We start from the raw sequence: 19,071 nt of genomic DNA on the forward strand, positions 1-19,071 counted from the left end.
ACTCACATGATCATCAACCTTGCCGGCACGGCGGCCGTTATTTTACTGGGTTTGTCGGTATACAACCTGTTCCGGTGGAATAAAAGATTCTGGCGGTGCCTGCTGCCGTCTTATATGTCCTGAGCCAATTTGCACCATGGAGCGTCGTCTTATCGTTTTTGCCGGGGCTTGGACATTTGGCCTTAATATTGAGTATTTTGTCATTAGGCGTCGGTGCGGCCAAAATTTTGTTGTTCATCCGCACCATAGGTTTAAATCGAAATGGAAGAACCGTTGGCAAAATCCATAGATAACTTACCTGACTGGATCGACAGCCTGTAGGCGGAGAATCCGCCGACACGGGTTTCTTTCTCCTCTTATTCAGTGAAATGAAGGAGGCCCATTTTAATCAAATAACTACCTTTAATCCTAAAAGATTCAGCTAACTAAATAGCATAAGTTAACATAATATTTAATATGTAACCTTCGCTACGATTTGCTCTATGAAAATCGAGAAAAATCTGCACATTATTCATTTTATTTCAACATATGAAAAATTCACAATAGAAAAACTAAACCTATCCAGCTCCCCTGCAACCACACAACCAATCCATCCCTTATCCGATCCTTTGACACTATAACCCGGAAAAAGGATGGAGGTGCGCGGCTCGTAAACAGACTATGCATAATCAAGTTAATCTTCGGGTAATCTCAAAAGCCGCTTCAGCGGCATTCGCCGCATGCTCCAGTGAAATGATGGACTCCCCGCCGCTGTGGAAGGTTTGGAGCGCGTAGCGCAGGCTTTTTTCATAAGGGTTGAGCTTATCCAGCGTAATCTCTTGTTTGCCGGAAGCCCCGTATTCATACAGCGTGGCATCTATACTGCCGTCTGCATAATCGCTCTCCTCAAATACCAGCTTGGCCTGCTCAAAATAAGCTTCATAGCCGACGGTGAACGGGTAATTCCCGGGCATTTGTGAAGAGACGATGATCTCGGCAGACACGTCCGATGTGTTAAAACCGGCAACAACCAGCGCTTGGCCGTCTTTCCCGCCGCCTGTTCCCCAGACTGCAGACAGTGAGGGATTACCCAGCAGCCAGGTCACAAAATCCAAATCGTGAATCATGAGATTCGCAGCGATTTTACTGAGTCCGAGGTCCCCCCATAACGGTGCGGTTTCTCTTTTGAGACATACACGGAGAAGCTTGCCATATTGCCCGCTATGTACCGCCTCGTACAGGTAGGAATAAGCATGATCCAGTTTGATGAATTGGTTGACAAATATACGTTTTCCGTAGGTTTTCTCCGCTTGCCGCATCGCCTGGGCATCCTCACTGTTCAGACAAACCGGAGTTTCACAAAATACATTTTTCCCGGCCTTAAGCGCTTCGGCTGCGTATTTGCTGTGCAGGGTGGAAGGCAGACAGATGTCGATCAGGTCCAGCGAGCTATCCGTTATCACCTCATCTATGGACGTTGTGATATCAACTCCCAAATCCGCCTTCAGCTCCTGCAGCTTGGCTTCATTTCGTCCAAAAACAACAATCCGGTTGACCTCCTCCATAGATGCAAATAGGCTTGCATGATAAGCCCCAAAGCCTGTTCCCAATATGCCAATATTCATTTACAGCAGCTCCTCTCTCTGATACATTCATCATACACAGGAATTGTTGACAACAGAGTGGCGAGAATCATGAAGTGTCGGAAGATGTTTTTTCAAAATTAATGATGACTACTAATGATAGAATTGAGGGCTTTTCATGAGGCTGCACCGCTTGATTGCTATACTGTTACTGATTGAATCCCGGGGGAGAATTAGGGCGAGCGAGCTGGCAGAGGCGCTTGAAACCTCGGTGCGTTCCATTTACAGGGACATTGATGTGCTGGCGGAATCCGGCATTCCTATGGTGACAACACCAGGGCCTAAGGGCGGGATATCTCTAATGGAGGGCTATACCTTGAATCTCCAGAAGCTGCACGGGGAAGAGGTAATCAACCTGTATTTAACGGGGATGGGTATCCCTTTTGGCGGTCAAACCGAATCGGGCCTGAAGCTGAAGAATGCACTGCTCAAGCTGGAAAAGACCTTGCCCGCAGCCTATCAGGAGGATATCCGCAAGGCCAAAACCCGGTTCTATTACGATGATACGCCGTGGTGGAATGAACGTGCCGAGCTGCCCTGTCTGGAGGAGCTTCGCTCTGCGGTCTGGAGATGCCGTGCAATTCAGATTAAATACCGCAAGGTGAGCGGGGATCTGACCACCCGAATTCTGCATCCCTATGGGCTGATTGTGAAGCAAGGGGACTGGTACCTGGCAGCATATTGCGAGGCGGCGGAAGAACTGCGTACCTTTAAGTGCGAGCGGATACTTTCAGTCATGCCTGCGGAGGGAGCATATGAGATTCCAGCAGCTTTCTCCCTGGAGGAATATTGGCTGGAGGGGAATGAGGCGTTCAAGCAAAGCTGCAAGAAAGAAGAGTTCTATGCTGCAGTTGTACGGACGGCCAAAGGCCGGCAGGAGCCCATTAAGAAGCTTGAGGTTGTCGAAATGCGGGAAACGGATAAGCATACCGACTGGACGGTGAACTTGCACAGCTATGAATCTGCCTGCGAGCAGGCGATGAAGCTGCTGGATGTAGCAGAAATTCTGCATCCCCCGGAGCTTAGAGAGTATATTAAGGGGCGGCTTGGGCACTTGCGGGAGGTTTACTTGTGAAGCAAAAAAAGAAAGGGGAGTGCGGCAATGATTTACTTGAGAAGCTTTAAGCTTTCTGATTATACGGATCGAAATCCCAACATATACCCTGATTATGTTTTTAAGCATGTGGCTGGAGAGGTGCTTTTGTTTGACCGGATTACGGTACTGTATGGCAGTAACGGCAGCGGAAAATCCACTTTACTCAATGTAATCTCCAATAAGCTGGGAATCTCCGGGGCTGAAAGAATGACAAGCTACGGGCAAAGTGTTTATGCTCAGCGGTTCCTTGATTTGAGCAGCTATCAGCTTGGACATGATGAGCGAGAGTGTGCAATCAGGCAGCTTCCAGAAGGAAGCCGATATATGAAATCTGAGGATATTTTATATGAGATCAAGAAGATACAGCAATCTTCTGTACTGCGTGAGGGAATCATCAATGAGCAGATTAACAACGGGATGAGCGAGGCTCAGGCGGCAGAATATGAGTCTACATATGCGTTTAAGAAGAAGCTGGAGGACATCCAATTTTCACAGGAAAAATACTCAAATGGAGAAACGTCCATGCAGTTTTTTGAGGAATATCTGCTGCCTGGGCAATTGTATTTATTGGACGAGCCGGAAACGTCACTTTCTCCTGTCAATCAAATCAGAATGGCAGAACAAATCAATGAGCTGGCACGATATTTTGATAGTCAATTTATTATTGCTACTCATTCTCCCTTTGTTTTAGGCACGTTACATGCAAAGATTTATAATCTGGATGCCAAGCCTCTCCAAACAGCAGAATGGTTTGAGCTGGACAATGTACAATTTTTTTACCGGTTTTTCAATAAGCATAAGCAATTGTTTGAATGAGGAAAGGACAGACACAATTGGCTGAAGCCACTAATAAAAAGAGCCGCATTCGTCTACGGCTCTAATTCATATGCTATATGCCGCGTGAGCTAAGCGCTTTGTGAAGTAATTGCTGCTTCTGCGGATTCCCGTATCTTCAGTCTTCGGTGCGCGGTAATGAGGAACGGCAGTCCAAGCGCAGTCGTAAGCGCGAGCGGCACGAACACGGCCGGACCATTGCTGGCGCCGAACTGATCGAGCAGCACACCGCCAAGGATCGGAGCCATGACATTGCCAAGGTTATTGAAGCCGATTGTGCCGAAATAAGTGCCTTTCCATTCAGGTTTGGCAATCCGGTCGATCAGCATATCCATCATCGTGAAGAGCAGCACTTCGCCAATCGTAAACAGCACAACACTGAACATCAGCAGGGCCACTCCTCCATTTAACCCGAACAGCAGCATGCTAAGTGCTACACAAATATTCCCCAGAATCAAAGGAACAAGCGGCGGAAATTTGCTGGCCGTGCGGACAATCGGGTACTGGACGACCAGTACTGTGACTGCGTTAAGCGATAGCATGTAGGAAAAAATCCGCCCCCCGTTCGAGAAGTGAGGGTTCACCGCCAAATATTGCGCCAGCGTGGAGCTGAAATGCCCGTAGCCCAGCACACAGAAGATCGTTCCCAGCAGTACCGGGAGAAAGACGCGGTCGCGTCCGGTTGTAGCCAGAGCTTCACGCAATTGCGGAGCGTGGGCTTTCGCACGAACGGGCAGGCTGGCGCGGTGAGCGGAGAACTGCATGAACAGCACAACTCCGTAAGCAATGTACACGATTCCTGCAATCAGGAACGGAAAGGTTGACTTGGCCGAACCAAGCTGCAGGCCGATGATCGGACCGAAGACTACACCCAGGTTCACCGCCGCATACCGCAGATTAAACACGAGCAGCTTATGGTCGGGCGGCGTTATATCCGAGAGCAGCGCGCGCGAGGTTGGTTCGAATACAGCACGGCATAGGCCGTTCAGTGTATTGACCAGGAAGAACACCCAAAGATGCTGGGCTGACGAGAAGCCGAAGAATACACAGGCCCAGCCGAACACGGAGACCAGCATGACAATTTTGCGGCCAAAGATATCGGATATGTATCCCCCGTAGAAGCTGATCAGCACACCGGCCAAGGAGCTGACAGCTACAGTTAGACCAGTCTGAGAATGTGAAGCGCCAAGGACTTGCGTTAAATAAATGGATAAAAAAGGAATGCTCATTGAGGTCACTAACCGCCCGAACATCGTGCCGATAATGATGGTCCAGGCCAAAGGATGAATTTGCCGCAGATGCTGTTTCATGTGATTGTGGTTCTCCTAATCTGACTGCTGAATTTGTGGGACTGCATATGTAAGCTGCTATGAAATTAAAAACGGCTTGTGTATAATTGTAATGATAAAAGGGGGAAATAAAAGTGTAAGAATTATCCGATGTATTTCACCTTTAAAAAGGAGCACCCGCAATGGATACCAACACTGCACATTATATAGATTTGGCAAGAGCGATTAATCATCCTTTTAGAATTCAGGAGCCTATTCCCGTTACGATTGACCGCTTATCCGCCGCCCTGTGCTGTACTCCCCGTAATGTGAAATTTATTTTGCGCAGGCTTGAAGAGAACGGGTTCATTCAGTGGAAGCCGGGGCGGGGGAGAGGGCATACTTCGGCATTGACTTTTTTAAGGGGAATTGATGAGGCTCTTGAGGCCAGCTTTCAGGAGCTGATGGGAAAAGGCAAGATCAAGGAAGCCATTGAGCTGATTGGTGTCACCGAAGCCAACGAAACACTAAGGGAACGGCTGCTCAGCTCGCTGAATATCCAAATGGGCTTTCATACTGAAGCGGAGACCGCCTCTGGACAGGATGTGCTGCGCATGATGCGTGGACGCCGTCCAGAGAAGCTGGACCCGGCTTTTATTTTTACGGCGTTTGAAGCCTATTTGCTGGGGCAAATTTGCAGCACGCTGGTCACCTATGATGCCTCAACCGAATCTTTTCTTCCGGGGCTGGCTCACACGTGGGAAAGCAGCGAGGATCATACAATGTGGGTTTTCTATTTGCGCAAAAGCGTGCGGTTCCATCACGGCAGAGTGATGACTTCCCGGGATGTAAAAGAAACCGTGCAGCGGTTATTTGATCTGAACAGCCCGGCTATCCGGAGTTACGAGGATATTGATCAGGTTTGCGTAGAGGGGGAGCACTGTATCCGCTTCTATCTGCGCCGTCCGAATCTATTCTTCCTGCATTTGTTCAGTTGCATATATATGAGTATTCTGCCCTATGATGTGGACAGCCGTACGGAACTGATCGGGACAGGGCCCTACCGTATCAGTAATTTAAGTGAAGATGTGCTGGTGCTCAGCGCATTTGACCAGTATTACGGAATCCGTCCGCATCTGGACCGGGTGGATATTTGGTTTGTGCCGGACTCTGGCGCGAATGAACGTCATTACGAGCTGCCGGGCGCAGACCGGATGAAGCTCCCCGCGGATCGCTGCGGGACGAACAGCATTGACTATCCGGCCTGGGGATGCAAGTACATGCTGGTTAATTTTCGTAAAAAGGGAGTACATCATGAGCTGGCTTTCCGGCAAGCAATACGAATCCTGTACAATCAAGTGGCGCTCGTAAGGGAACTGGGCGGCAACCGCATTACACCGGCAGACAGCTTCCTGCCTTGGAAGAGCAGTCTTAGGGATTGGGAGGAGCCTTCATTGGAAATGGCGCGCGAGCTGCTGGCCAGCAGTGGTTATCAAGGAGAGCGCATCATTCTTGCATACACGATATTTAAAGACCTGGAAGAAGCAGGCTGGCTTAAGCAGCGCGGAGCAGAGATCGGGCTGAATATTGAACTGCAGACCTACATTCAATCCCACGAAGATGACTCCATCAGCTCAGCCGATCTGATCATGGCGGAGGAGATTCTGGAGGATGATTGGCAGTGGGGATTGATTAATTATTTTAGGAATGAAGCCAATTATTTGCATGCCTATCTGGAGCCTGAGCAAAGCGCCATGCTGGACCGTGAACTGGAGGACTTTGCACAATTGCCAGGAGAGGGCCGGGCTGAGCTGCTGGATCAAGTGGAGGGCATCATCCGGGATCAATGCTGGCTGCTGTTTGGTTGTCATGTTAACAAAAGAGCCCAGCTTAACCAGAGTCTGCTCGGTCTGCATGCCGGCTCATTTGGTTTCCTGGATATCTCCAAGCTATGGATCAAGCCCGCACACTGAGAGTATGCTGATTCTATCCAGTCTGCTATACTCTCGGTACTCCAAAAGTATAGGAAAGCCGTTAATACGAAAAAAGGGAGTGCTGCGGTTTGCGGCATTCCCTTTTTTGCGCTGATTGCCCCAGGATGAACCTTGTTAAACGGCTTGCTTACCATCGCATTTTTTACAGACGGTGAGCTTCTCGCCAGAGGAGCTTTTACCGAAATACAAAAGCTTGATTCGCGTGCTGCCGCAGATCGGGCAAGTTCCCCTGCTCCGGGACGGAGTACGCCATAGTGCTTTGCCGCGCTTGTTTTTAGACATGCAGATCCCACCTTCACCTTTGATACGCTATCCTATGCCCAGGGAGAAGGCAGGATTCCTGCAGGAAGATTTTTGTCATAAAGACTTGAATTATTTCTGGAAAAAGCTATACTGAACTCAAGCTAATTTGTAATGCAAGGTAGTGATACCGTCCTTATAAGGACGGCGTAGCCGTTTCTACTTGCACTTGCCTCACTATATTGTTATACAAGGTAGATGATCTAATGTCGCTTCGCAGTCAATTGTTAAAAGGAATTTTGGAAGGATGCATCTTATCGGTGATCGGGCAGGAGCCGACCTATGGATATGAGCTGTCGATGAAGCTGCAGGCGTTTGGTCTGTCGGACATCAGCGAAGGGTCGATTTATCCCATTTTGCTGCGTCTGCAGAAGGAGGACTGGATTGCAGGAGAAATGCGGGAATCGGAATCGGGACCAAAACGGAAGTATTACAGCTTAACGGCTCAAGGCCGGGCGGCGCTGGCGGATTTCAAGCAGCAGTGGGCGTCTGTCAAGGAACCGGTAGACCGTATTATTAGGAGAGAAGAGGGATGAGGCAATGGCAACTGCGCAAGAGCTGATTCAGTGGAATCTGGAGAAACGAAGCAAGCTGACCGGCAAGAACCGGGAATATTATGAAGAGATGCTGCTCTATATCCGGTTAAGCTCGGGCAGATCGGAGCAGCAGACAGAAGAGCTGCTGCTGGAGCTGCTGGACCATGTTATGGAGGCTCAGGAAGATGGGCGTTCGGCGGAGCAAGTATTTGGAGCGAATCCGAAAGCGTATTGCGATGAGCTGATCGGGGAGATTCCACGGGAGAAGCTGAAGAAGCGAATGTTGTTTGCTGCACGCATGACGCTGATTTTCCTCTCGGTTACCAACTTCTTCAGTGGAATACTAGGGGCTGGAATGTACTATCTGTTTGATTTGGGGAGCGGCACCACCGAATTCTCAGCAGGCTCAACCACCGTCATTTTCATCGTGGATGTACTAATTCTGTATGTATTCATCCTGGCCGTGATGCATTGGCTCAAGGCATCGACTTTCAGGAAGGCGAAGACAAGTATATGGCGTGAGTTCTTGCAAATGTGGGTGATGTGTATGCTGCATATTGGCTTATTCGTAGCAGTCATTGTCTGGACTCCGGATTTTGGACCTGCGGCAAGTATCCCGACTATTGCTCTAGTAGGTATCGGCGTAGGGTTCTATCTAATTTCATTATTATTGAAAAGTAAAAGCTAATCACAACGAAAGTGGAATAAAAAGAGGGGATAAGAAAGGGAATTATACCTCGAAAAAACAGCGTATAACATAAATTATACGCTGTTTCTGTTCTGATGGATTTTTATAAGTGAAAATGGGTAATTGGACAGCTTGAAATGAGGCAGTTTTGGGGGATTCCAGATGATGTCCCTTCTATTCGGGCAGCTCATGGTATAATGAAGCAAAAATAGGCGGGGTGGAATTTCGGTGACGCATGGTAACATCAAAAAAAGCTGGAGAGCGGAGAAGCTATCGCAGCTTGGCTCCTCCATTTTCGCTGAAGTGGCAGAATGGAAAGCGGAAGCCTACGGTTCGGGCTTAACGGTTATAGATTTGGGAATTGGAAGTCCCGACGGTGCGCCAAGGCCTGAAATCCGCGAAGCGTTAAGCTCGGCAGTACTGCGCGAAGATTGTTATTCGTATCCGTCCTCCAAGGGAAGCCTGGCTTTCCGTAAGCAAGCGGCTGCCTGGATGGACAAGCGGTTTGGAGTCAAAGTGGATGCAGAGGATGAGGTGCTCGCATTAATGGGGTCCCAGGACGGACTTGCCCATTTGGCGCTCGCGATTTGCAATCCTGGAGATTTGGCCATTGTACCGGACCCCGGATATCCGATTTATTCCGGATCACTGGCGATTGCCGGGGTGCAGCCGTGGTATATTCCATTGCTGCAACAGAATGATTTTGTACCAGACCTGGATCAAGTACCGGATCATATATGGAGAGATGCGGTGTTCATTCTGCTGAACTTTCCGGGGAATCCGATTTCCACCGCGGTGGATGCCGTTTTCTTCGAAAAGCTGGTGGCCTTGGCCCGCAAATGGGGTGTGCTGATTATCCACGATCTGGCCTATTCCGAGATGGGCTTCGACGGGTACAAGCCGCTGAGCATCCTGGAGATTTCGGGTGCGATAGAGACGGCTGTGGAATTCCATTCCTTCTCCAAAAGCTTCAACATGGCAGGCTGCCGCATCGGCTTCCTGACCGGCAACCGCGAAGCTTTGGGAGCGCTGCGCGAGCTGAAGGGCAATATGGACTTCGGCGTGTTCGAGCCGATTCAGGAGGCGGCGGTACTTGCTTTGGAGCTGGCGATGGACGATCTGGAGAGCGGTGGGATCGCGTCCCTGTATGAACGCAGGCGTGATCTATTCGTGGCGGAGCTTGCCCGCGAAGGCTGGAGCGTGCCGGCGCCGAAGGCGACGATGTTCATCTGGGCCGCGCTGCCGCAGCAATGGACCCTGAATAGCAAAGGCGGCGGCTCGCGCGCCTTTGCCCGTGATCTGCTGCTGAAGACCGGGGTAGCGGTAATACCGGGGGATGCATTTGGAGAGCAGGGCGAAGGCTTTGTCCGCATCGCTCTGGTACAGGGCGAGGAGCGGCTGCTGGAAGCTGCGCGGAGAATCGGGGAGTATTTGCGGAGGCTGTAAGCCGGGCGCAACAAGGTATGCAATTCCTGGGCAGCTACTGCTGCCCAGGTGTTTTTTTGAAATATAAGACACCCATGCCGCTGCGCGGCATCACTGAGGAATGAAAATATTGTCTATACTGGTTACTGGGCTGGCGAAGGTAGGTCGGAACTTCTTGGTGTTACGAACCCGAATATAAGACGGACCCCAACGACCCGGTGCATCACAGATTGTTGCTCCCTCCGGGGAAGCACGCAGGGCAGAATAACCTTAGCATTGGTCTTTGCACCAGCCTTAATAAGCGCCAGCAGGCAGGAGACAGAAAAGATGGAGATCCTCATTGAACGTTGTTGTGGATTAGATGTACACAAGAAGAGTATCACAGCCTGTATCATCACCCCGAAAGGAAAGGAGATTCGAAGCTTTGAAACGCTGACTCGCCGGCTAGTCGATTTAGTGGATTGGATTAAAAGCGAGCGGTGCACCCATGTCGCGATGGAGAGCACCGGAGATTACTGGAAACCGATTTATAACCTGCTTGAACTGGAAGACGTCAAGCCGGTTGTCGTGAATGCGCAGCATATCAAAGCCGTGCCCGGACGCAAAACAGATGTGAAAGATGCGGAATGGATTGCGAAATTACTCCGGCATGGGCTGGTGCAAGGGAGCTATATTCCGAATCGGGAGCAGCGGGAACTTCGGGAAGTGATCCGGTATCGGCGAAGTATCATCGAAGAGCGAAGCCGGGAAGTGAACCGATTGCAAAAGGTGCTGGAAGGAGGCAATATCAAGCTCTCGTCCGTGGCATCCAATGTGCTTGGAGTGTCAGGACGAAACATGTTGGAAGCGATGATTCAGGGCGAAACGGATCCTTCGATTCTAGCGGACTTTGCGCAAAAGAAGCTGAAAGCCAAGAAAGAACAATTAAAGCTGGCACTAGAGGGAAGCCTAGGTCCTCATCAGTTGCTCATGCTGGAGAAACAATTAGGACATATTGACCAGTTGAATGGGTTGATCACTGAACTGGATGAAGAGATTGAGCGCCGAATGGCCCCTTTTGCAGAGGACCTGAAGTTAGTGGATACCATTCCCGGTGTCGGTAAACGAACCGCCGAACAAATTCTGGCGGAAATTGGGACCGACATGACACGGTTTCCGAGCGCAGGGCATTTATGCTCTTGGGCAGGTATGACTCCAGGTCACAATGAAAGCGCGGGGAAAAAACGATCAGCAAGGACACGAAAAGGGAATAAAAAGCTGCGAAGTGCACTGGTGGAATCGGCGCGAGCGGCAGGACGAAAAAAGAACACCTACCTGTCGGCCCAATATCACCGGATCGCAGGCAGGCGAGGGAAAAACAGAGCAGCCGTAGCCGTCGGGCACAGCATTTTAGCGATAGTCTATGTCTTGTTAACGCGAAGACAAGCATATAAAGAATTAGGGTTTGACTACTTCGACCAACGAAACCGCGAGATGGTAATGAACCGATCCATAAAACGCTTGGAATCGCTCGGGTATCAAGTAAACCTGAGTGAACAATCGGCCTAACGGCCAATTTCAAAAAAATAAAAACATGGGGTTTGTTTTGGTATGCGCACTTTTGGTTCCTTAGAGCAACTTTATTTTCAGGGCAGAATTTGTATGTTTCACGCTATAAATTATCCTTCAGTTTCCACTTGGAGCTGGGGTTGTCACGAAATACGCTCCATACAGCGTTAGCTGGCTGCGTTATCTCAGCTCCTTCGGCAGTGATACCGCGAACAATTTGTGTTCCGTAGGGATTAGCACAATTCCGTTCACTACAGAGATGCTCCCGTATTCGCCGGCATCCGTTTGCATTGTGCCAAGCAGCGTTCCAGTGTCTGCGTTCATAATTGAAAATTTTCCATTCCCAAACCCGGCGTAGACGGCTTTGCCGATTTTTTGCAGATGAATCACTGGACTTGCGGGATTCTTGAATAAGATGGTTGTATTGTCTGTAAGGTTAACACTTGTGATCTGCTGATCTTTCTGGAAGAATACTCTCCCGTCAACAGGCCCTGCCAGCCAGCCTCCATAGGAAGCGTAGCTCTTGGAGCTCTGTTCGGCCTGTTGTCCCATAGTAAACCGGGTTAACAACGGCCCGCCCTGCTCCGTATATTCGTCCATAGAATACACAGAAGAGCCTTGGAGGATTGTGCGGATATTGTAAATATCGGCGGCACCCGCAAGCGGCTGATATTGTTTGCGGGAAGTGATTTTACCTGATTTGACATCTATGCTGGTAAGGGTCATTAAGTAGGCCGGTGCGGATGGAGTTGAAGAAGCGGTACCCGCAGCGTATTTGCTTTCACGCAGGATTAGCTGTCCATCTCTGTAGCCGGCGTAAGCGTACTGTCCCTCGACTCGCCAACGCTGCTTGCCTGAAGCAGGATCGAGTCCGAAGAACTGGGACCGGATGTTATTGACTGTGCTGGATACGAGCAATGTATTTTGGTATGTGCCGATCAGACTGCCCACATACATGGGGATCGTCTGGTTTGCCCATATTTTTTTTCCTGTAGCCGGGTTGTAAGCTGCCATTCCGCCGCTCTCATTGGCAAAGTACACCACTCCATCAATCAGCTTCGCCTGCGCTCCTATTTCAATGGGAGCCTTTGCCGCTTTTACCTTCCAGAGCAGCTTGCCGCTGTCCGCAGCAACTTTTACAAGCTCACCTTGGTTGGTAATGAAGAACACGGAATTGTTCGTAATGATCTGCGGGGCTGTCCCGTCCTTATAAGTCCATTTGGTGCGCCCGCTTGTGATGTCCGCGGCAATCAGACCGTTCCTTGTGGTGTAAAAGGTGCGCCCCTGCGACGTTTGTTGTCCCTCTGAATACAATCCCTGAGCATCCTTATTCACTTGCCATAAGGGCGTTAGGTAGGGAGAACTAACAGCAGTTGTGCTATTGCTGACCGTTGCTGCGGATGCTTGTATAACTTCAGTTGGGAAGGCGGCTCCGCTGGTGAGGAGGGAGGCCAAGAGAAGAGTGGTTGCTATCGCTACTGGTTTTGTCATTAGATTCAGCTCCTTGAAAAATGTCCTTATTAGTTAGACCCGCTATATGCAAGATAAGTTTCACTTTTGAGGAAAAAAAACACAGTATGGTATACATAATTAATATTATGTTAACTAAATGCTAAAAATCAGACGGCAGTGCCCTTGTCTCAAGGCCGTTGCCGTCTGCTGTGATCGAAGAATGATGCTTTTTACAGCGCTTTGCGATGAACCTCCTGTGCTTCGCCAGGTGCAGGCTCAAGCAGAGGACTCTTGCGGCTTCGTCTCGCGTAGACGATCAGGAAGAAGAGGGCGGTGATCAGCAGCGGATAGCCAATAGCCCAGCCGGTAAAAGGAAATACGGCAGCAGTGGCTGCGAAGGAGATCCAACTGATCGTTACGCCTAGCCGATGACCCTTCAGGAGCCGGATTCCCGCCGCACAGCCCCCGATGTAGGTCAGAATGAAGGTGGCATTGGGGAACTGAATCAGTGTCGTAATGGAGAGCAGGCCGCTGCCATACAGAAACAATACAGCGGTAAAACACAACAGCAGGAAGCCGATCGCTCCGGTCGGAGTCTGAAAGCGGCTGGATAAGCGGCCCATCCAGCTTGGAGCATAGCCCTGCCGGGATAGAGCAAAGGCTACGCGTGATGCAGCTCCGGTGTAAGCGATAATCGTCGCCGTACAGATGAACAATCCGGTAAGTCCGGCAATGAATCCGCCCCAGGAGCCAAGCGGCTGGCTGATGATCCAGACCAGAGAAGAGTCTGCTCCGCCCCGGAAGTAGCTTTGCGTTCCAACGGTGGCGAGTGCAGAGAGGAAGTACAGCACACCCACGATAATTGCGGCAATGGTAACGCCTTTGACCGCCGCCCGCTGCGGGTCTTTGAACTCTTCAGAGAGATGGGACACAGCCTCCCAGCCGATAAAACACCAGAATAGAATCGCAGCGGCCTGACCGATGCTCATCCATCCATGCGGGACAAAAGGGGTGAAATGCGCACTTTCCATCCGGGGAAGCGCTGCGGCAAACGAAAAGACCAAGACGGCAATAATTGCGATAACAACGGCAATTTGCACTTTGCCGGCCACCTGCATGCCGATCCAGTTCGTAACCAGCCCGATTCCCAGCATGGCAGCAGCCATAGCAATTCTGGCAGTATCATTCCAGCCCATCGCGGCGGTCATATAGCCTGCTCCCGTTAATGCGGCTACAGGTCCGCCAATGGGTACCGACATCAGGAAGAACCAGCCGACCAATGCTCCGGCCTTAGGTCCAAAAGCCAAAGTGACAAAATGGGAGACACCGCCGGCATTTGGATATTTGGCGGAAAGCAGGCCCATGGACAGAGCCAGGGGCAGAATCAGCAGTGTCATAAACCCCCAGGCCAATAGTGATGCCGGACCAGCCATTTCCGCAGCAAGACCGGGCACAATGAGGACTCCAGATCCGAGTACAGCCCCAATGTACAGGGCAATGGCCTGCGGCATGCCGATATTTCGCTTAAGATGATTCGTTTCCTTCATATAACAATCCCGCTTTCCTTGTAATTAAGTATAGAGTATCAGATAATAGACCCATTGGAAAAACAGAAATATCAAATGGTATCCATTCAAAAAACCGATGATACCTCTGTAAAGGGGATGTTTCGATGGAATCAAGGCACTTATTTACGTTTCTGGCCGTGGTGGAAGCAGGCAGCTTTACACGTGCCGCCCTGAAGCTGGACTACGCCCAGTCGAGTATTACCGCCCAAATTCAGGCGCTCGAAGCCGAGCTGGGCCAGCCTTTGTTTGACCGCATCAGCAAAAAAATCATTCTCACCGACGCCGGACGCCGCTTGCTCCCCTATGCTCAGGAAATTTCCAGAATGCATACAATGGCGGAGGATGCGCTGCGTTCGGAGACCGGGCTGTCAGGAGCTTTGCGGATCGGCGCGCCTGAATCCCTGGCCGCCTTCCGGTTGCCGGGGATTATTAAAGAATTCCGCGGGAGATATCCGCAGGTGCAGATTACCCTGAAACCGGGGATTTGCTGGGAGCTAACCGAGCTTGTGCGCTCCGGGGAGCTGGATTTGGTTTTCCTGCTCCAGCCGGAGACCGAGTATAAGGACATGTACAGCGAGACGCTGATCCATGAACCGATGACGCTGGTTGCACCTCTGGGACATCCGCTCCTGGAGCTGGACGAGGTGCTGCCGCTTCATCTGAAGAACGAAACGATTCTCCATACGGAAACCGGCTGCACCTACCGGACATTGTTCGAGCGTCATTTGAACAGCCACGGTGTCTTTCCCGATCCGAAGCTGGAATTCTGGAGCATTGAGGCGATTAAGCAATGCGTTATGGCCGGGCTGGGCATTTCCTTTTTGCCGCTGATTACAGTCAGAAATGAGCTTGCGGAAGGGAAACTGGCCAGGCTGAACTGGAACGACGAATCGCAGCGGGTCGCTACACAACTGGCGTACCACAGCAAGAAGTGGAAATCGCCGGCACTTGCCGAATTCCTGTCAATCGTCCAGCAGCATGCGGCGGAATGGAGAGCCTTAACCACTTGATTCTATGAAGCTAATCTATGGTACAATAGATTGTCATTAATACAGGGGGAGCTGGAGGTCATGAACGACTGGGAGCCTGACTATGAAGAAGAGCTGGATGCCTTTCTCATTTGGATGAAGGACGCCGGTTTTACCGCCTACACACAGAAATCCTATCTTGCTGATGTGCGGGAGTTCCTGGCGAGTCTGAACGGGAAAAAGCTGGAGACGGTCAAAAAGCTGCATGTCGTTTCTTATTTGACCTCTGTCCGGGAACGCGGAGTAAGCGATGCAACCCGGAACCGGAAGCATGCTTCGGTAAACTGCTTATTCAAAGCCCTGATGGAGCTGGAGCTGCTGTCCGCAAATCCTGCCGCCGGAATCAAGAAGTCCAGAACCGAAAAGAACCGTGAGCCGGTGTTTCTGGATGAAAAGGATCTGCAGCGGTTTTTGTCAGCCATAGAAGGAAAATACCGGAGCCGCAATCTGGCTGTTTTTCTGCTCATGTCCTACATGGGGCTGCGGGTGGGGGAGGTGCATACCCTGAATCTGAGTGATTATAGCGCAGAACGTCGCTCGCTCCGTGTCTTCGGGAAAGGCCGCAAATGGCGCAATGTGCCGGTGCCGGCGGATGTTGCTCCCTTTTTGGAGCAGGCGCTGACGGACCGTCTTGACCCTTGGCGCTCCAAAGAGGAAGCCATGTTCATCTCGCAAAAGGGACGGAGACTCTCCATCCGCGGAATTCAGGGCATCGCTGCCGATACCTTCGGGCGTTTTCAGAGCGGGGTTCCCGCCGCCCACCGCCGTCCGTACTCCAGCCACAAGCTGCGTCACTCCTTCGCCACAATGCTGCTGCGCAAGGGTGCGGATTTACGCACAGTGCAGGAGCTGCTGGGCCACTCGTCGATTCAGACCACGACCGTCTACACGCATATCACGAGCCGGGAGAAGGAAGAGGCGATGTCACGGCTGCAGATTAGCATGCCCGAACGAGAGACAGCCGCCACAGAATAACATAACTTATATTATGTTAACTAACGATGCAAAGCTGCTCCAGTCCGAGTCGTTTCTGGTCTTCGCCGGGCGGATGAATACGCCTCCTATATAGAGGCTGCCGGGAATCGGGGAATAACTGCGGACGATGGAGATTGCGGCCTCCCGCCTTCAGGCCTTCAGGTTGCCTGGAGATTCTTCCGGTAGCAGGAGGGGGTGCAGCCGGCAATTTTCTTGAATTGCTGCACGAAATAATCTGTGTCCTGATAGCCGACGCTTGCGGCAATTTCGGCAACCTTGAAGCTGGTAGCGTCCAGCAGCAGCCGGGCTTTTTCGATCCGCACTTGATGCACGTAATCGTTGAAATACATCCCGCTTGATTTTCGGAACAACTGTCCCAGATAGATCGGATGAAGATATGTTTTGCCTGCGATATCCTTCATCGTCATCTGCTCCCGGTAATGTGTAGCCACATACTCTTTTACAAATCCAACAGGATCGCTTGGAGGCTTATCCAGCTCACTCAGGTCCTGCAGAGCGTCCTTTAGCATTCTTTTCTTGGCCCGCAGGAGTGCGCCGATCAGTTGGTCCTCCTCCACAGGCTTCAGAATATAGTCTACGGCCCCGCAGACCAGCGCTGTTTTTACATATTCAAATTCATCATAACCGGAAATCACGATAAAGCTCGTATCCATTCTGCCGGTCACATTCTTCATAAGATCAAGTCCGGTAATTCCGGGCAGACGGATGTCTGTAATCACCAGCGCCGGATTCTCCCGTTCAATCATCTCAAGCGCCTGCTGGCCATTCTCCGCGTCACCACACACATTGAATCCGTATTTCTCCCAATATATAATTCGTTTCAGACCTTCCCGCATGCGGGGCTCATCCTCTACGATCAACGTCTTGAGCATTATCTATTCTCCTTCCAGAGTGCCGGTTCCGGGCTGAACATGGCTGGAATTTGGATTTCTACCGTAGTTCCTTCTTCTTGGCCGGACAGTATGGAAAACGCGAATTCGCTGCCAAAATGCCATTTTAGCCGGTTGTAGACATTTTTCAGTCCGACGTGCTTCCCCTGCATAGCCTGGCTCTCCAGGCTCCCGGTTAGCTGCTGCAATTGCCCGGGTTCGATGGCAAGCCCATTATTGTGCACACGGATGATGACGCGATCTTGTGGGCATTTGGCTGTGACTAGGATAGCTCCCGGGCACTCGGAATGTTCAATCCCGTGGATGCAGGCATTCTCCACCAAAGGCAGGATGCTCATCTTCGGAAGCAGAACCTCCAGCACCGCATCATCGAGATCAAGCTCGTAAGACAGGCGATGCCCGAAGCGGAACTGCTGAATATCCAGGTAATCGGTGACAAAATCCATCTCCTCATAGAGCGGAATCAAATCCTGCCCCCAGCTAAGCGATCTCCGAAACCCTCTGCCGAGCAGCTTGATCACTGAGGCGGTTTCATCTTCACCTTTGATCAGACAATTCATCCTTATCGCTTCCAGGGTATTGAACAAATAGTGCGGGTTGATCTGGCTCTGCAGTGCATTAAATTGTGCCTGTCTCCGGTCCAGCTCCGCGATATAGACATCCTGAATCAGTCCGTCAATCTGTTCGGTCATCCGGTTGAATTCCTCTGTAAGCTGGCCGATCTCGTCACTCGCGGGTTTTGCTTTCAGAATTTCAAACCGCTGATTCTTCACCCGCTTAATCCCGCTAAGCAAGAGACCCAATCTTGAATTAAGCGAACGGGAGATCAGGAGGATGATGATACTGGGAAAAAGCAGATTGGCACAGGTCAGATACACGATGAGTCTCCGGGATTTCAGCAGACTTTGATCCACAATACGGCTCGGGTACACCCCGGTCATTTGCCAGCCCTTCAGGTAATCCACGTCGTCAAAAGTGCTGCTGATCTGGGTTGTATTATTGGATACGGTTACATCCGGCCTCAGCGAAGGCTGCGCCTCTGACGAATAAATCACTTTTCCCTCCGGGTTGATCAAATAAATCTGCCCTGGAAAGGAGCGGTCGAACAGGGTGCTTTCCAAATACTCCGGTAAAATATCCACCTTCAGGATTTTATGATAACGGGAGTAGGCTTTGTAGAAATCCAGCTCGCGAATCACACTCAGATAGGAGGAGGTACAGTCGCGATCAGGCGTCTGCTTAGCGGCATTCTCACAAGTTGCATTCGAAGTGTTCGTGTAGAGCAGCCATTTCCGGTTGCCGCCTGAGCGTGTGGTTGCCCGATACCAGCCCTGTTCTCTGGTTGCCGCGTCGATAAATTGCACCGGGCCTGAATGGATCAGCGTGTCATTGTCCGTGTACAGGTAAGCATTGTAGAATTGTTTGTTCAGCGGTACAAACCGGTTGATCGAATTGTTCAGCACTTCGCTGTACACGGAGAGTACTTCACTCTCGCTGCTGTAGGACTGATCAAGCGCACTGTACAGCACCCCGTCATTGTAAATGACAGAAGAAAAGCTGATGATTCCCTCAACCATTTTGCGGAAGTTATCCTTGTTGCGCTCCAGCGATTGCTTGAGATCCTTCACCTTGTCTGATCTTACATTATCAGCGGTGATTGTATAGAAAAAAATGTTCGTCAAGAGTACTGGAACAAAGACCGCTGCAAAATACAGAATCATCAGCTTGTTTCTAAGCCTGAGATCGTTCCAGCGGAACGGATGCAGATTGTCCTTCATCTGGATTTCCCCTTACGGTTGATAACAAATCTAATTTGTTATTATGAC

General features: G+C 50.6%; 16 protein-coding genes. 9 read left to right on the top strand and 7 right to left on the bottom strand.

All coding sequences use genetic code 11. The features are described 5' to 3' along the window. Nucleotides 1-668 precede the first annotated feature (668 nt). Complete coding sequence (locus B212_RS0111020; RefSeq protein ID WP_019910793.1) at nucleotides 669-1,604, bottom strand: Gfo/Idh/MocA family protein; 936 nt, start codon at nucleotides 1,602-1,604, stop codon at nucleotides 669-671. 136 nt (nucleotides 1,605-1,740) lie between these two features. Here B212_RS0111020 and B212_RS0111025 point away from each other — a divergent pair, with 136 nt between their 5' ends. Together B212_RS0111025 and B212_RS0111030 are read left to right on the top strand one after the other, a co-directional pair. Next, the gene (locus B212_RS0111025) at nucleotides 1,741-2,697 is read left to right on the top strand and encodes a WYL domain-containing protein (protein WP_019910794.1); all 957 of its coding nucleotides are present in this window, start codon (nucleotides 1,741-1,743) and stop codon (nucleotides 2,695-2,697) included. Between the two features lie 27 nt (nucleotides 2,698-2,724). Further along, entirely contained in the window at nucleotides 2,725-3,534 is an 810-nt protein-coding gene (locus B212_RS0111030) for an AAA family ATPase (RefSeq protein ID WP_019910796.1), read from the top strand. A gap of 89 nt (nucleotides 3,535-3,623) precedes the next feature. Here the strand turns inward: B212_RS0111030 and B212_RS0111035 are convergent, their stop codons facing one another. After that, nucleotides 3,624-4,862: an MDR family MFS transporter gene (locus tag B212_RS0111035; protein ID WP_019910797.1), complete on the bottom strand. Its 1,239-nt coding sequence runs from the start codon at nucleotides 4,860-4,862 to the stop codon at nucleotides 3,624-3,626. A 161-nt stretch (nucleotides 4,863-5,023) separates the two neighbouring features. Here B212_RS0111035 and B212_RS0111040 point away from each other — a divergent pair, with 161 nt between their 5' ends. After that, nucleotides 5,024-6,793, top strand: a complete 1,770-nt coding sequence (locus B212_RS0111040; RefSeq protein WP_019910798.1) for an ABC transporter substrate-binding protein — start codon at nucleotides 5,024-5,026, stop codon at nucleotides 6,791-6,793. 135 nt (nucleotides 6,794-6,928) lie between these two features. Here B212_RS0111040 and B212_RS34990 read toward each other — a convergent pair whose 3' ends face one another. Beyond that, nucleotides 6,929-7,096, bottom strand: a complete 168-nt coding sequence (locus tag B212_RS34990) for a hypothetical protein (RefSeq protein WP_198015850.1) — start codon at nucleotides 7,094-7,096, stop codon at nucleotides 6,929-6,931. A gap of 224 nt (nucleotides 7,097-7,320) precedes the next feature. Between B212_RS34990 and B212_RS0111045 the strand changes: the two genes are divergently transcribed. The 4 genes from B212_RS0111045 (at nucleotide 7,321) to B212_RS0111060 (ending at nucleotide 11,311) form a co-directional block, all read left to right on the top strand. Then, nucleotides 7,321-7,650, top strand: a complete 330-nt coding sequence (locus B212_RS0111045) for a PadR family transcriptional regulator (RefSeq protein ID WP_019910799.1) — start codon at nucleotides 7,321-7,323, stop codon at nucleotides 7,648-7,650. A gap of 4 nt (nucleotides 7,651-7,654) precedes the next feature. Further along, the gene (locus tag B212_RS0111050; protein ID WP_019910800.1) at nucleotides 7,655-8,338 is read left to right on the top strand and encodes a DUF1129 family protein; all 684 of its coding nucleotides are present in this window, start codon (nucleotides 7,655-7,657) and stop codon (nucleotides 8,336-8,338) included. 228 nt (nucleotides 8,339-8,566) lie between these two features. Then, nucleotides 8,567-9,784, top strand: a complete 1,218-nt coding sequence (locus B212_RS0111055) for an aminotransferase class I/II-fold pyridoxal phosphate-dependent enzyme (protein ID WP_019910801.1) — start codon at nucleotides 8,567-8,569, stop codon at nucleotides 9,782-9,784. Nucleotides 9,785-10,090: 306 nt separating this feature from the next. Next, complete coding sequence (locus tag B212_RS0111060) at nucleotides 10,091-11,311, top strand: IS110 family transposase (RefSeq protein WP_019909933.1); 1,221 nt, start codon at nucleotides 10,091-10,093, stop codon at nucleotides 11,309-11,311. 180 nt (nucleotides 11,312-11,491) lie between these two features. Here B212_RS0111060 and B212_RS0111065 read toward each other — a convergent pair whose 3' ends face one another. Together B212_RS0111065 and B212_RS0111070 are read right to left on the bottom strand one after the other, a co-directional pair. Next, on the bottom strand, nucleotides 11,492-12,802 hold the full coding sequence (locus tag B212_RS0111065; RefSeq protein ID WP_084673275.1) for an outer membrane protein assembly factor BamB family protein: 1,311 nt from the start codon (nucleotides 12,800-12,802) through the stop codon (nucleotides 11,492-11,494). A gap of 191 nt (nucleotides 12,803-12,993) precedes the next feature. Beyond that, entirely contained in the window at nucleotides 12,994-14,310 is a 1,317-nt protein-coding gene (locus B212_RS0111070; protein WP_019910803.1) for an APC family permease, read from the bottom strand. A gap of 125 nt (nucleotides 14,311-14,435) precedes the next feature. Here B212_RS0111070 and B212_RS0111075 point away from each other — a divergent pair, with 125 nt between their 5' ends. After that, entirely contained in the window at nucleotides 14,436-15,341 is a 906-nt protein-coding gene (locus B212_RS0111075; protein ID WP_019910804.1) for a LysR family transcriptional regulator, read from the top strand. Between the two features lie 60 nt (nucleotides 15,342-15,401). Next, on the top strand, nucleotides 15,402-16,334 hold the full coding sequence (locus B212_RS0111080) for a tyrosine-type recombinase/integrase (RefSeq protein WP_019910806.1): 933 nt from the start codon (nucleotides 15,402-15,404) through the stop codon (nucleotides 16,332-16,334). A 158-nt stretch (nucleotides 16,335-16,492) separates the two neighbouring features. Here B212_RS0111080 and B212_RS0111085 read toward each other — a convergent pair whose 3' ends face one another. Beyond that, entirely contained in the window at nucleotides 16,493-17,227 is a 735-nt protein-coding gene (locus B212_RS0111085) for a response regulator transcription factor (RefSeq protein ID WP_019910807.1), read from the bottom strand. Continuing rightward, complete coding sequence (locus B212_RS0111090) at nucleotides 17,227-19,023, bottom strand: sensor histidine kinase (protein ID WP_019910809.1); 1,797 nt, start codon at nucleotides 19,021-19,023, stop codon at nucleotides 17,227-17,229. Before B212_RS0111090 ends, B212_RS0111085 begins: the two co-directional genes overlap by 1 nt. Nucleotides 19,024-19,071 lie beyond the last annotated feature (48 nt).

The organism is Paenibacillus sp. HW567 (genome assembly GCF_000374185.1).
Classification (GTDB): Bacteria; Bacillota; Bacilli; order Paenibacillales; family Paenibacillaceae; genus Paenibacillus_AQ.

Coding starts and splice junctions, on each gene's coding strand:
- B212_RS0111090 (WP_019910809.1), bottom strand. CDS start 19,023: ATGAAGGACAATCTGCATCCGTTCCGCTGGAACGATCTCAGGCTTAGA.
- B212_RS0111070 (WP_019910803.1), bottom strand. CDS start 14,310: ATGAAGGAAACGAATCATCTTAAGCGAAATATCGGCATGCCGCAGGCC.
- B212_RS0111085 (WP_019910807.1), bottom strand. CDS start 17,227: ATGCTCAAGACGTTGATCGTAGAGGATGAGCCCCGCATGCGGGAAGGT.
- B212_RS0111080 (WP_019910806.1), top strand. CDS start 15,402: ATGAACGACTGGGAGCCTGACTATGAAGAAGAGCTGGATGCCTTTCTC.
- B212_RS0111030 (WP_019910796.1), top strand. CDS start 2,725: ATGATTTACTTGAGAAGCTTTAAGCTTTCTGATTATACGGATCGAAAT.
- B212_RS0111035 (WP_019910797.1), bottom strand. CDS start 4,862: ATGAAACAGCATCTGCGGCAAATTCATCCTTTGGCCTGGACCATCATT.
- B212_RS0111020 (WP_019910793.1), bottom strand. CDS start 1,604: ATGAATATTGGCATATTGGGAACAGGCTTTGGGGCTTATCATGCAAGC.
- B212_RS0111045 (WP_019910799.1), top strand. CDS start 7,321: ATGTCGCTTCGCAGTCAATTGTTAAAAGGAATTTTGGAAGGATGCATC.
- B212_RS0111065 (WP_084673275.1), bottom strand. CDS start 12,802: ATGACAAAACCAGTAGCGATAGCAACCACTCTTCTCTTGGCCTCCCTC.
- B212_RS0111040 (WP_019910798.1), top strand. CDS start 5,024: ATGGATACCAACACTGCACATTATATAGATTTGGCAAGAGCGATTAAT.
- B212_RS0111025 (WP_019910794.1), top strand. CDS start 1,741: ATGAGGCTGCACCGCTTGATTGCTATACTGTTACTGATTGAATCCCGG.
- B212_RS34990 (WP_198015850.1), bottom strand. CDS start 7,096: ATGTCTAAAAACAAGCGCGGCAAAGCACTATGGCGTACTCCGTCCCGG.
- B212_RS0111060 (WP_019909933.1), top strand. CDS start 10,091: ATGGAGATCCTCATTGAACGTTGTTGTGGATTAGATGTACACAAGAAG.
- B212_RS0111050 (WP_019910800.1), top strand. CDS start 7,655: ATGGCAACTGCGCAAGAGCTGATTCAGTGGAATCTGGAGAAACGAAGC.
- B212_RS0111075 (WP_019910804.1), top strand. CDS start 14,436: ATGGAATCAAGGCACTTATTTACGTTTCTGGCCGTGGTGGAAGCAGGC.